This window comes from Streptomyces sp. NPDC017993 (assembly GCF_044328065.1).
GTDB lineage: Bacteria > Actinomycetota > Actinomycetes > Streptomycetales > Streptomycetaceae > Streptomyces.
This window is the reverse complement of sequence record NZ_JBIRGO010000007.1, coordinates 320,736-333,437: the sequence shown is the minus strand read 5'-3', so window position 1 is coordinate 333,437 and position 12,702 is coordinate 320,736. Positions and strand designations below refer to the sequence as shown.

The following is a 12,702-nucleotide window of genomic DNA, read 5'->3' as shown; positions in this document are numbered from 1 at the left end:
TGCGGCGTGAGCGCAGTGACGATCCCGCGGCTGGTCATCGCCGCGCCCGCCTCCGGGGCGGGCAAGACGACGGTGGCCACCGGCCTGATGGCGGCGTTCGCCGAGGCGGGCCTCGCGGTCTCCCCGCACAAGGTCGGCCCCGACTACATCGATCCCGGCTACCACTCCCTGGCCACCGGCCGTCCCGGCCGCAACCTGGACGCCTACCTCTGCGGGACCGGCCGGATCGCCCCGCTGTTCCTGCACGGCGCGGCGGGCGCGGACCTCGCGGTCGTCGAGGGCGTGATGGGCCTGTTCGACGGGGCGTCGGGCCAGGGTGAGCTGTCGTCGACGGCGCAGGTGGCGAAGGTGCTGCGGGCGCCGGTCGTGCTGGTCGTGGACGCGTCCTCGCAATCGCGGTCGGTGGCCGCGCTGGTGCACGGCTTCGCCTCCTGGGACCCGGAGGTCCGGCTGGCCGGGGTGATCCTCAACAAGGTCGGCTCGGACCGCCACGAGGAGCTGCTCCGCGAGGCGATGGACTCCTCCGGGGTGCCGGTGCTGGGCGCCCTGCGGCGTACCCAGCAGGCCCGTACCCCGTCGCGGCATCTGGGCCTGGTGCCGGTCGCCGAGCGCCGGACCGACGCGGTGGAGTCGGTGCGCGAACTCGCCGCGCGGGTACGCGAGGGCTGCGACCTCAAGGCGCTGCTGGCCCTGGCGCACGACGTGCCGGAGCTGACGGACGCCCCCTGGGATCCGGCCGTCGAGGTGACGCCCGTCGCCGGCGAACCGGCTGTGGCGGCTCCCCCGGCTCCCCCGGCTCCCCCGGCTCCCCCGGCTCCTGCGGCTCCCGCGGGCGCCGGAAAGCCGCTGATCGCCGTCGCGGGAGGCGCCGCCTTCACCTTCTCGTACGCGGAGCACGCCGAGCTGCTGGCCGCCGCGGGCGCCGAGGTGGCGCCCTTCGATCCACTGCACGACGAGCAACTGCCGCCCGGCACCCAGGGGTTGGTGATCGGCGGCGGCTTCCCCGAGGTCTACGCGCCGGACCTGTCGGCGAACGCGCCGCTGCGGGCGGCGGTGGCCGCGCTGGCCGCCTCCGGGGCCCCGGTGTCCGCCGAGTGCGCCGGGCTGCTCTATCTCTCTCGCTCCATAGACGGCAAGCCGATGTGCGGGGTGCTGCCCGCCGACGCCCGGATGACCGAGCGGCTCACCCTGGGCTACCGGGAGGCGGTGGCACTCCAGGACAACGCGCTGGCGACCGCCGGGACGCGGGTGCGCGGCCACGAGTTCCACCGCACGGCGCTGGAGCCGGGCGCCGGGGCGTCGCCCGCGTGGGGCCTGACCCACCCGGAGCGCCGGGTCGAGGGCTTCGTCAGCGGCGGCGTGCACGCCTCGTATCTGCATGTGCACTGGGCTGCCGAGCCCTCGCTGGCCGGCCGCCTGGTCGAGAGCGCCGCGCGGAGCACGCCGTCCGCCGTGCCGGGCGGTGCCGGGTGACCGGCGGCCGGGGCACCGGCGGTCCGGCCGCCGTCCTCGACCATCTCGTCTACGCCACCCCGGACCTGGACCGTACGGTCGCCGAGGTGGCGGAGCTGACCGGTGTGCGCCCGGCTCCGGGCGGCAGCCATCCGGGCCGGGGCACCCGCAATCACCTGCTGGGGCTGGGCGGTGGGGCCTACTTCGAGATCATCGGGCCGGATCCGGAGCAGCCCGCGCCGGACGGGCCGCGGTGGTTCGGCATCGATGCGCTGTCCGGACCGGAGCTGGTCACCTGGGCGGTCCGGGTCACCGACGTCGCGGCGTCCGTCGCCCGCGCGCGGGCCCACGGCTACGACCCCGGCGACGCGGTCGCGATGAGCCGCCGGGCCCCGGACGGCGGCCGGATCGCCTGGCAGTTGACGCCACCGGGCGCGGGCGGCGGCCGCACGCCGTTCCTGCTCGACTGGGGCGACACACCGCACCCTTCCGGCGCCGCCCTCCCCGAGCTGCCGCTGATCTCGCTCACCGCGAGCGACCCCGAGCCCGAAGCCCTCGCCGTACGGCTGGCGGCGCTCGGCGTCCGGTGGCCGGGGCTCCCGCTCGCCGCCGGGCCCGGCGGGCTCACCGCCGTCCTGGCAGGCCGGCAGGGGCCGGTGGCCTTCGGCCGAGGAGCCGTCGCGGTATGACGGACCGGGCGGAAAACGGGCCGCGCGACGGCACCGGTGAGGCACCGCGGACCGGCCAGGGAAGTGCCACAGGTCCGCCGGCGCCGGAGAGCGAAGTGTCACGGCCGCCCGCCGCGTCGCTGGTCGTCGGTGTCGGAGCGAGCCGGGGCGTGCCGGTGGCGGAGGTGCTGGAACTCATCGCGGCCGCCCTCGCGTCCGCGGGACGGCCGGCCGATGCGCTGACCGCGCTGGCGACGGTGACGGCCAAGGCCGCGGAGCCGGGGCTGGTCGGAGCGGCACGGCGGCTCGGGGTGCCCCTGCGAGCCTTCCCGGCACATGTTCTGGCGGCCGTGCGGGTGCCGGCGCCGTCCGCGGCCGTGGCGGCCGCCGTGGGGACTCCGAGCGTCGCCGAGGCCGCCGCACTGCTGGCCGCCGGGCCGGGGGCCGAACTGGTCACGGGCAAGCGGAAGTCGGCGCCGCAGGGCCGACCGGCGCGGGCGACCTGTGCGCTCGCCGTCGGGGCCGGAGCGATCACCTCGGTCCTTACCGACAGTACGCGGGGAGTGCCCGCCGCCCCCTTGCGCCCGGCGGATATCGTCATGACCTCCCCCCACGCCCCGCAGCGGCCGGCGTCCGCACCGCCGCGCACGACAGCGAAACCCCGGCTCCAAGGAGACGTTGTGACCACCCCTCCCGCTCTGCTCATCGCCGGTCACGGCACCCGGGACGCCAGCGGGGCCGAGGCCCTGCGTGCCCTGGTGCGGACGCTCGACGAGCGCCACCCCGACGTGCCCGTCGCCGGCGGCTTCTTCGGCTCCTCGCCGGCCCGGCCGCTGGGCGACGCGGTCGAGGAACTAGTCGAGCGGGGCGCTACCCGGATCGCCGCCGTACCCCTGCTGCTCGACCCGAGCGGACCGGTGCCCGACGCGCTTCCCGTCTCGCTGGCGCGGGCCGTGGAGGGCCACCCGGGTCTCGGCTACGCCTGCGGCGCCGAACTCGGGCCGCACCCCAAGCTGCTCGCGGTGCTGGAGCGGCGGCTGGACGAGGCGCTGGGCGGCAGCGCCCGCAGGCCCGAGGACCGGGCCCGTACGACGGTGCTGCTGGTGGGCCGGGGCGCCGCCGACCCGCACGCCAACGCCGAGGTGGCGCGGGCCGCGCGCCTGCTGTGGGAGGGCCGCGGCTTCGCCGGGGTGGAGACCGCGTTCGTCTCGCACGCGGCACCCGATGTGCCGGCCGGACTGGAGCGGTGCAACGTGCTGGCCGCCGCGGCCCCGGGGTTCGGCGGCCCGTCCCGCATCGTGGTGCTGCCCTACTTCCTGTTCCGCGGTGACCTGTTGGAGCGGCTGCGGATGCAGACCGAGGGCTGGGCCGCCGCGCACCCGCGCACCGAGGTGCTCGGCGCCGGCGTGATCGGTCCCGAGCCGGAACTGGCCGACGTCGTCATGGAGCGCTACCGCGAGACGGTGGCCGGCGATCCGCTGCTGCGGGACGGGGACCCCGCGTGCCCGGTGGCGGCGGAGGACGGCCGGGGGACGGCGTGCGCACCGGACCGGGCGGGCCCGGGAGTTCCGGCGACCGGGGAGCGGGGTGGCCATGTCAGCGCCGGCTGAGTCCGTGCGGCGGCAGGTGGCGCGGCCGTCCTCCCCGCCATCGCAGGAGCCCGATCTGCGCCACCACGGCGACGCCGAAGTGCGGGGCGCCGAGGGCGGACTGACCGACCTGGCGGTCAACGTCCGGGCCGGCACTCCCCCGGCCTGGCTCAAGGCCAGGATCGCAGCGTCGCTCGACGGTCTCGCCGCGTACCCGGACGGCCGGGCGGCGCGCCGGGCGGTCGCGGCGCGGCACGGCCTGCCCGTCGAACGGGTGCTGCTGACGTCGGGGGCCGCCGAGGCGTTCGTACTGATCGCCCGTGCGGTGGGAGCCCGCAGGCCGGTCGTGGTGCACCCGCAGTTCACCGAGCCGGAGGCGGCCCTGCGGGACGCCGGGCACACGGTGGAGCGGGTACTGCTCAGCGAGGACGACGGCTTCCGGCTGGCGGGCGCGGCGGTGCCCGACGACGCCGATCTGGTGGTCGTCGGCAACCCGACCAACCCGACCTCGGTGCTCCATCCCGCGGACGTCCTGGCCCGGTTGGCGCGTCCCGGCCGCACGCTGGTCGTGGACGAGGCGTTCATGGACGCGGTGCCCGGTGAACGGGCGTCGCTGGCCGGGCGCACGGACCTGCCGGGCCTGGTGGTGCTGCGCAGCCTCACCAAGACGTGGGGGCTCGCGGGGCTGCGCGTCGGCTATGTGCTGGCCGATCCCGACACCATCGCCGCCCTGGAGCGGGCCCAGCCGCTGTGGCCGGTCTCCAGCCCGGCGCTGGCCGCGGCCGAGGCGTGCTGCGAGCCCGCCGCGCTCGACGAGGCGGCCGCGGCGGCGGTCGGGATCGCCGCCGACCGGGACCATCTGCTGGCCAGGCTGGGCGAGTTCCCCGGGATACGAGCCGTCGGCCCGGCCGAAGGGTCGTTCGTGCTGATCCGGCTGCCGCGTGCGGCGGCGGTACGGGCCGGCCTGCGCGAGCGCGGCTTCGCGGCGCGCCGTGGCGACACCTTCCCGGGCCTCGGGCCGGACTGGCTCCGGCTCGCGGTCCGCGACCGGGCCACGACGGACCGCTTCGTGACGGCCCTCGCGGAGGTACTCGCCACCGGCCCGGCGGCCGGCCACGCCGGCTGACCGGGGGCCCGTCGGGTTCCCCGTGAACCACGCTTCTACGGGGACCCCGACGGGGTGAGGCGTACCGCGCGGGCCGTCACCGGCCACGCGCGGCACACCTCGGGCCGTACACCGCGCCCGGCGCCCCCACGGCACCGAGCGCGGTGTACGGGGCTGTCAGCCGCGGCCGCCCTGCGGCGCGGCGCTCCGGCGTCGGCGGACGAAGCCGAGCGATCCGGCACCCGCGGCGAGCAGCAGGGCCGCGCCGCCGACGAGGTAAGGCGTGGTGGAACTCCCGCCGGTCTCCGCGAGGTTCTGGGTGCTCGGCCGGGAGCCGGTCTGGGTGCTCGCCCCGGAGCCCTCGCCACCGCTGGTGCCGGTGCCGCCCGAGCCGTCCTCGGGCGGGGTGGGCCGCGGCGCGGTGCAGGTGGCCTCGGCGAGCGTGACCCGGCCGTTGACCTCGGCGACGTTCAGCTTCAGCGGGTTGACCGAGACCTTGAGGTCGAGGGCGGTGGCCGCGGCGGACCTGGACGTGACGCTCTTCTTCGACAGGTCCAGCCGCACCTCCCCCACGCCCGGCACCTTGACGTCGGTCGTGCCGCTCGAACTCAGCGTGACCTTCTTGCCCAGGACGCGCACCGTGCCCAGCACGTTCGACTCGGCCCGGGGCCGCTTCCCCGCCTCGCAGACGGCCTTGGAGGTGACCTGCTGGACCTCGATCAGGGAGAGCAGCGGAAGGCCGGGGACATGCACCTTCGCGTGCGCGACGTTGGCGTAGCCCTCGGTCCTGCGGCGGTCGGCGGTGGCCCGCGCGGTGGCGACGTCCGCCCGCAGCACGCTGAACGGCCTGCCGTTGTTGATGCCGTCCAGGTTGACGGTCAGCGCGGTCTTGTCCGCGGAGGCCGGCGCACGCACCTCGTTGAGCGTGGCCCGCAGCGGCACCTTGACCGTCTTGTTGAGCAGCCCGACGTCCAGGCCGGTGCGCAGCACGGCCGCGCCGGAGGTGCCGCCGCCACCGTGGTCACCGGTGGCGTGCGCCGGGACGGCGCCGAGCAGGACGGCGGGGCCGGCGGCGAAGGCGGTGGCGACGAAGGTCGCCGCGAGCCGGCGGCCGGGCCGGCGGGCCGGCAGCGGGACGGCGGGACCGGCCGCTCCGCCGCGTACGGGCACGCCGAAGAAGCTGGTGGGTCTGGTGGACACGTGTGTGGAACCCCCACAAGAGAAGTGGAGCCGCCGGCCGCGCCAATGGGGGACATCACGCGGGCCGACGACCTCGACCCGCACATCGTGGACGCACCGAGGGTGAACGGGCAGCCACGCGAGGTGAGTTCATCCCAATGGGTGGTTTCCGCGTCTGTATTCGAATTTCTGCGACGCAGCGCGCTTCCGGTGCCCCAGCCGTCCCACTTCACGGGTGACACACGGGGATCGGCTCCCCCCACACACACGAGGCCCTGACGCGGCCTCGCGGAGCCCCGACGTCCACCATCCGGAATCCGGTGCCTCGTACACGCATGCGGGAGCTAGGGTGCCGCCGTGTCAACCGAGCAGACGAACCAGAGCCCCGAACCGGCCGCGGAATCCGGCATACCGGAGCCGCCCGCGCCCACCGGCGACCTTCCCGCGTCCGACCGCGCGGCCCGCCGGGCGGTCACGGTCTTCCCCCTGCTGGTGCTCGCCGCCGGGGCGGTCGGCCTCCTGTGGCCCGCACACTTCACCGGCTGGGCGCCCGCCGTGCCGTGGATGCTCGGCGTGGTGATGTTCTCGATGGGCCTGACGCTTACCCCGCCCGACTTCGCGGCGGTCGCCAAGCGGCCGTGGGCGGTCGGGCTCGGCCTGGTCGCGCACTACGTGATCATGCCGGGTCTTGGCTGGCTGATCGCTACCGTGCTCGACCTGCCGCCGCAGCTCGCGGCCGGCGTGATCCTCGTCGGCTGCGCCCCGAGCGGTACGGCCTCGAACGTCGTGACCTACCTGGCGCGTGGCGATGTCGCCCTCTCGGTCTCGGTGGCCACGGTCTCCACGGTGCTCGCGCCGCTGATCACGCCCCCGCTGACACTGCTGCTCGCCGGGCAGTTCCTCGACGTGGACGCCGGGGTCATGGTCACCGACATCCTCAAGACGGTGCTGCTCCCGGTGATCGCGGGGCTGGTGGTGCGGGTGGTCGCCGGCCGCTGGGTCGACAAGGTGCTCGGCGCCCTGCCCTGGCTCTCCGCCGTCACCATCGCGGCCATCGTGCTGGCCGTGGTGTCCGGCAGCGCCGCGGCGATCAAGGACGCGGCGGCCCTGGTCATGCTCGCGGTGGTCCTGCACAACGGGCTGGGCCTCGCGCTCGGCTACGCGTCCGGCAAGCTGGCCCGGCTGGGCCGCCCGGCGAGCCGGGCGATGGCCTTCGAGGTCGGCATGCAGAACTCCGGGCTCGCGGCGTCCCTGGCCACCGCCCACTTCAGCCCGGCCGCGGCACTGCCCGCCGCGGTCTTCTCCGTCTGGCACAACGTCTCGGGCGCGGTGGTCGCCGCCTGGATGGCACGGTCCGCACGCCGGCAGGGCTAGGCCGCGTCCGGCACCGGTCCACACGGCCCGGCGCGGCACCGTCCGGGCTCTCGCGAGCCGGACAGGCGGCGTGGCGGGCTCCCGGCGGCCACCGGGCCCCCGAGTCACCCACATGGCCCCACAGGCCGGGAGAGCCGCGTACGGCCGCCCTCCCGGCCACGATCAGAACCCAGGGGCGGGCCTCAGCCGATCACCCGCCCGCGCAGCACCACCCGGCGCGGCGCCGCGAGCACCCGCACATCCGCGCGCGGATCGGCCTCGTAGACGACCAGGTCCGCCGGAGCGCCCTCGGTGAGGCCGGGACAGCCGAGCCAGTCCCTGGCGCCCCAGGTCGTCGCGGAGAGCGCGGCCACGGCGGGCAGCCCGGCCTTCCGCAGCTCCGCGACCTCCTCGGCGATCAGACCGTGCGCCAGTGAGCCGCCCGCGTCCGTGCCGGCGAAGATCGGCACGCCGGCGTCGTACGCGGCCCGCACGGTGTCGTAGCGGCGCGCGTGCAGTCGCCGCATGTGGTCCGCCCAGCGCGGGAACTTCGACTCCCCGCCGGCGGCGAGGCGTGGGAACGTCCCGATGTTGACGAGGGTCGGCACGATGGCGACACCGCGCTCCGCGAACAGCGGGATGGTGTCCTCGGTGAGGCCCGTGGCGTGCTCGACGCAGTCGATTCCGGCCTCGACGAGCGGCGCGAGGGAGTCCTCCGCGAAGCAGTGGGCGGTCACCCGGGCACCCAGCCGGTGTGCCTCGGCGATGGCCGCCTCGACGGCGCCGCGCGGCCAGCAGGACTCCAGATCGCCGGTCGAGCGGTCGATCCAGTCACCGACGAGCTTGACCCAGCCGTCGCCCCGCCTGGCCTCCTGGGCGACGTAGGCGACCAGGTCCTCGGACTCGATCTCGTGGGCGTAGTTGCGGATGTAGCGGCGGGTGCGCGCGATGTGGCGGCCGGCGCGGATGATCCGCGGCAGGTCCGCGCGGTCGTCGATCCAGCGGGTGTCCGAGGGTGACCCGGCGTCGCGGATCAGCAGGGTGCCGGCATCCCGGTCGGTGAGCGCCTGCTTCTCCGCGGTCCCGGCGTCGACCGGGCCGTGGGCGTCGAGACCGACATGGCAGTGCGCGTCGACCAGACCCGGAAGGACCCAGCCCTCGACGGTGGTGATGTCCCGTGTCCCGGTCGGCGGCTGGAACGTCACACGCCCGCCGACGACCCAGAGCTCGTCACGCACGTCGTCCGGGCCCGCCAGGACCCTCCCCTTGAGGTGCAGCGCCGCACCTTCGCTCATGGACGTCATAGCGGCACTTTAAGCGGCGTGCCACGGCGGATGCGCGGGCGGTCTCCGCTCGCGCTCGAAGGCATTTTTCCGCGCCCCATCACGGAAACGTGACTGCGCGTTACGCATTCCTTCGCGGGCGTTCTCGCCCATCATCTCGCACATCTTCTCGTGTGTCGCGCGGTGAGGCGCCCGCGTACGCTCGGTACACCTTCTACCGGCGAATTCCCAATTCCTCGGCAACACAGCTTTCCGTATTCTTCTGCCCGCTTTTCCGCTCCTCAAACGCCACGATTCTGCAAGCGGCAAGTACCGTAATTCGGACCCGTCTCATGGACGTTACGGACCTGTGACCGACTACACACCGTGTCCGTTTCGCCCCGAACTTCCTGGTCAAATCGGGACATCCCTCGGCTGGATCGCGCGCTCGGGCACCCCCGCGCGATACCATAAAACGATCCGTTCCGTAACCCCTCCTCGCGATGCAATTTCCTTTTTCACTGGGTAAATTTAATTTCTATGACCGCCGCACAAGCAGACCATGCAGGTGCCCGCAGCGATATCAGAGAATTGCCGGAGGGCTTCAAGCTCGACACCCCACGCGTAGAGGACGGGGCCGCGATCTGGCGTATCGCTCGCGACTCCAAGGCACTGGACCTGAACTCCTCGTACAGCTACCTCCTGTGGTGTCGCGACTTCGCCGCCACCTCCGTCGTCGCACGTGACGCGGAGGGCGAGCCGGCCGCCTTCGTCACCGGCTACATCCGCCCCGATCGCCCCGACACGCTCGTCGTCTGGCAGGTCGCCGTCGACGACGCGCACCGGGGCCAGGGGCTGGCCGCCGCACTCCTGGACGGGCTGACCGCCCGCGCCACACGTGAGCTGGGCATCCGCCTCGTAGAGACGACCATCACGCCCGACAACGCCGCGTCGAACCGTCTGTTCTCCTCGTTCGCCGAGCGCCACCAGGTGCCGTTGAAGCGCGAGGTGCTCTTCGACGCGGGGCTGTTCCCGGAGCAGGGCCACGAGCCGGAGGTCCTGCACCTCATCGGCCCGTTCGACCCTCCACCGGGTTCCGGGCGCTGACGGCCTCCGGGCCACGGCGCGGCCCCTGTGCCGCGTGCGCCACGCGGGTCCGGCACACCCCCTGAAATCGCCGTTCCCGCCCCAGCCACCAAGACTTCTCCCCCTTTCGCCACTCATCTCCCAGGAGCATGCTGTGACCATCTCCCAGCCCGATCTGAGCGTCTTCGAAACCGTTGAGTCCGAGGTGCGGAGCTACTGCCGCGGTTGGCCGACCGTGTTCGACCGTGCGCAGGGCAGCCGCATGTTCGACGAGGACGGCCACACCTACCTGGACTTCTTCGCCGGTGCCGGGTCACTGAACTACGGCCACAACAACCCGGTCCTCAAACGCGCGCTGATCGACTACATCGAGCGCGACGGCGTCACCCACGGCCTGGACATGTCCACCACGGCCAAGCGGGCGTTCCTGGAGTCCTTCCAGAACATCATCCTGCGGCCGCGTGACCTGCCCTACAAGGTCATGTTCCCCGGCCCGACGGGCACCAACGCCGTCGAGGCCGCGCTGAAGCTGGCGCGCAAGGTCAAGGGCCGCGAGTCGATCGTGTCCTTCACCAACGCCTTCCACGGCATGTCGCTCGGCTCGCTGGCCGTCACCGGCAACGCCTTCAAGCGCGCCGGCGCCGGCATACCGCTGGTGCACGGCACCCCGATGCCGTTCGACAACTACCTCGACGGCGCCTACCCCGACTTCCTGTGGTTCGAGCGGCTGCTCGAGGACCAGGGTTCGGGCCTCAACACCCCCGCCGCGGTGATCGTCGAGACCGTCCAGGGCGAGGGCGGCATCAACGTCGCCCGCGTCGAGTGGCTGCGCGCCCTCGCCGACCTGTGCGAGCGCCGCGACATGCTGCTGATCGTCGACGACATCCAGATGGGCTGCGGCCGTACGGGTGCCTTCTTCTCCTTCGAGGAGGCGGGCATCGTGCCGGACATCGTCACCGTCTCGAAGTCCATCAGCGGCTACGGCCTGCCCCTCGCGCTCACGCTGTTCAAGCCTGAGCTGGACGTCTGGGAGCCGGGTGAGCACAACGGCACCTTCCGCGGCAACAACCCCGCGTTCGTCACCGCCGCCGCCGCGCTGGACACCTACTGGGCCGACGGCCAGATGGAGAAGCAGACTCTCGCCCGCGGTGAGATCGTGGAAGCCCACCTGAAGGCCATCGTCGAGGAGCACCCGGAAGCCATCGCCGAGTACCGCGGCCGCGGCCTGGTGTGGGGCCTGGAGTGCATCGAGAAGAGCCTCGCCAACAAAATCGCCAAGCGCGCCTACGAGCTGGGTCTGCTCATCGAGACCTCCGGCCCGGAGAGCGAGGTCGTCAAGCTGCTCCCCGCACTGACGACCACCCCCGAGGAGCTGGACGAGGGTCTTCGTACCCTCGCCCGCGCGGTCCGCGACTGCGCCTGAACAGCCCAGAGCTCCTTACCGTTTCACAGAAAGGCACCGACTCACCGTGATCGTCCGATCCTTCAAGGACATCGAAGGCACCGACCGCCACGTCAAGGCCGCGTCCGGCACGTGGGAGAGCAAGCGCATCGTGCTCGCCAAGGAGCGCGTCGGCTTCTCGCTGCACGAGACCACGCTGTACGCCGGAACCGAGACGTCGATGTGGTACGCGAATCACATCGAGGCCGTACTGTGCGTAGAGGGCGAGGCCGAGCTCACGAACGACGAGACCGGCGAGAAGCACTGGATCGCGCCCGGCACGATGTACCTGCTCAACGGCCACGAGAAGCACACGATGCGGCCCAAGACGGACTTCCGCTGCGTCTGTGTGTTCAACCCTCCGGTGACCGGCCGCGAGGACCACGACGAGAACGGTGTCTACCCGTTGCTCACCGAACCTGAGACGGTCTGAGGCGTATCCCGCCTGCCCCGTCCGGCAGCTGAGGAAGGCACGCACACGAGCAGGTAGCCAAGAGCACTTCGAGAGGAGAGGAAGGCAACACCATGACCACCGCACCCGAGCGCACCGCCGACCTGTACCCGACCCGCGGATCCACTGAGGTGATCACTCCGCGAAGGGACCCGGTGGTGTGGTCGCAGCCCGGAACGGCCGGACCTTTCGAGCCGTCCGAGCTGAGCGACTTCGAACGCGACGGCTTTTTCGCCATCGGGGAACTGCTTACGGCGGAAGAAGTCGCGGTGTACCGCGCCGAGCTGGACCGACTCGTCCTGGATCCGACGATGCGCGCCGACCCGCGCTCGATCGTCGAGCCGAAGTCCCAGGACGTACGGACCGTCTTCGAGGTGCACAAGATCAGTGAGGTGTTCGCCAAGCTGGTCGCCGACCCGCGTGTGGTCGGCCGCGCCCGGCAGATCCTCGGATCGGACGTCTACGTCCACCAGTCGCGGATCAACGTGAAGCCCGGCTTCGGTGCCTCGGGCTTCTACTGGCACTCGGACTTCGAGACCTGGCACGCAGAGGACGGTCTGCCGAACATGCGGACCGTGTCGGTCTCGATCGCGCTGACCGAGAACTACGACACCAACGGCGGCCTGATGATCATGCCGGGCTCCCACGAGCACTTCGTGGGCTGCGCGGGTGAGACGCCGAAGGACAACTACAAGAAGTCGCTGCAGATGCAGGACGCGGGCATCCCGTCGGACGAGGTGCTGACGAAGATGGCCGACAAGCACGGCATCCGGCTGTTCACCGGCAAGGCGGGCTCGGCGACGTGGTTCGACTGCAACGCCCTGCACGGCTCCGGTGACAACATCACGCCGTACCCGCGCAGCAACGTCTTCATCGTCTTCAACAGCGTGGAGAACGCCGCGGTGGACCCGTTCGCGGCTCCGATCCGGCGCCCGGACTACATCGGCGCCCGCGACTTCACGCCGGTGAAGTAGCGGATCTCTCCGGGCCTGCGGTCTCCTCCCGCGGTTCACCGGCACGCACGGGTGGCGCGGCCGCCGCACAGCATCGACTGTGCGGCGGCCGCGCTGCGTTACGGGGCGTGCCGGGCCCCGCTGGGCTGCGAGGCTCGCGACG

General features: G+C 73.0%; 11 protein-coding genes and 1 pseudogene. 10 read left to right on the top strand and 2 right to left on the bottom strand.

Annotated features, from left to right (window positions below):
• Window positions 1-6: 6 nt before the first annotated feature.
• The 5 genes and pseudogenes from ACH4FH_RS15595 to cobC all read left to right on the top strand — a co-directional run bounded on the left by ACH4FH_RS15595 (window position 7) and on the right by cobC (window position 4,835).
• Entirely contained in the window at window positions 7-1,473 is a 1,467-nt protein-coding gene (locus ACH4FH_RS15595) for a cobyrinate a,c-diamide synthase (protein WP_398556338.1), read from the top strand.
• Window positions 1,470-2,141, top strand: coding sequence for a VOC family protein (locus ACH4FH_RS15590; protein WP_398556337.1), 672 nt, complete (start codon window positions 1,470-1,472; stop codon window positions 2,139-2,141). The genes ACH4FH_RS15595 and ACH4FH_RS15590 overlap by 4 nt, the downstream gene beginning before the upstream one ends.
• Window positions 2,138-2,623, top strand: a pseudogene (locus tag ACH4FH_RS15585) (cobalamin biosynthesis protein); the annotation flags it as partial. The gene ACH4FH_RS15590 and the pseudogene ACH4FH_RS15585, both read left to right, overlap by 4 nt.
• Before the next feature lie 177 nt (window positions 2,624-2,800).
• Entirely contained in the window at window positions 2,801-3,730 is a 930-nt protein-coding gene (locus ACH4FH_RS15580; protein WP_398556420.1) for a sirohydrochlorin chelatase, read from the top strand.
• Complete coding sequence (gene cobC / locus ACH4FH_RS15575) at window positions 3,714-4,835, top strand: Rv2231c family pyridoxal phosphate-dependent protein CobC (protein WP_398556336.1); 1,122 nt, start codon at window positions 3,714-3,716, stop codon at window positions 4,833-4,835. The genes ACH4FH_RS15580 and cobC overlap by 17 nt, the downstream gene beginning before the upstream one ends.
• Before the next feature lie 156 nt (window positions 4,836-4,991).
• Here the strand turns inward: cobC and ACH4FH_RS15570 are convergent, their stop codons facing one another.
• The gene (locus ACH4FH_RS15570; RefSeq protein ID WP_398556419.1) at window positions 4,992-5,945 is read right to left on the bottom strand and encodes an SCO1860 family LAETG-anchored protein; all 954 of its coding nucleotides are present in this window, start codon (window positions 5,943-5,945) and stop codon (window positions 4,992-4,994) included.
• A 456-nt stretch (window positions 5,946-6,401) separates the two neighbouring features.
• On the opposite strand from ACH4FH_RS15570, the gene ACH4FH_RS15565 reads away from it, so the two are divergent.
• Window positions 6,402-7,367, top strand: coding sequence for a bile acid:sodium symporter family protein (locus tag ACH4FH_RS15565; protein ID WP_398556418.1), 966 nt, complete (start codon window positions 6,402-6,404; stop codon window positions 7,365-7,367).
• 182 nt (window positions 7,368-7,549) lie between these two features.
• Here the strand turns inward: ACH4FH_RS15565 and ACH4FH_RS15560 are convergent, their stop codons facing one another.
• Window positions 7,550-8,641: an amidohydrolase family protein gene (locus ACH4FH_RS15560; RefSeq protein ID WP_398556417.1), complete on the bottom strand. Its 1,092-nt coding sequence runs from the start codon at window positions 8,639-8,641 to the stop codon at window positions 7,550-7,552.
• 507 nt (window positions 8,642-9,148) lie between these two features.
• On the opposite strand from ACH4FH_RS15560, the gene ectA reads away from it, so the two are divergent.
• The 4 genes from ectA (at window position 9,149) to thpD (ending at window position 12,560) form a co-directional block, all read left to right on the top strand.
• On the top strand, window positions 9,149-9,715 hold the full coding sequence (gene ectA, locus ACH4FH_RS15555; protein ID WP_398556335.1) for a diaminobutyrate acetyltransferase: 567 nt from the start codon (window positions 9,149-9,151) through the stop codon (window positions 9,713-9,715).
• A 133-nt stretch (window positions 9,716-9,848) separates the two neighbouring features.
• A complete protein-coding gene (gene ectB, locus ACH4FH_RS15550) occupies window positions 9,849-11,117 on the top strand; it encodes a diaminobutyrate--2-oxoglutarate transaminase (RefSeq protein ID WP_398556334.1) in 1,269 nt (422 codons plus the stop codon).
• A 46-nt stretch (window positions 11,118-11,163) separates the two neighbouring features.
• On the top strand, window positions 11,164-11,568 hold the full coding sequence (locus ACH4FH_RS15545; protein ID WP_398556333.1) for an ectoine synthase: 405 nt from the start codon (window positions 11,164-11,166) through the stop codon (window positions 11,566-11,568).
• A 92-nt stretch (window positions 11,569-11,660) separates the two neighbouring features.
• Window positions 11,661-12,560, top strand: a complete 900-nt coding sequence (gene thpD, locus ACH4FH_RS15540) for an ectoine hydroxylase (protein WP_398556332.1) — start codon at window positions 11,661-11,663, stop codon at window positions 12,558-12,560.
• The last annotated feature ends 142 nt before the right edge of the window (window positions 12,561-12,702 follow it).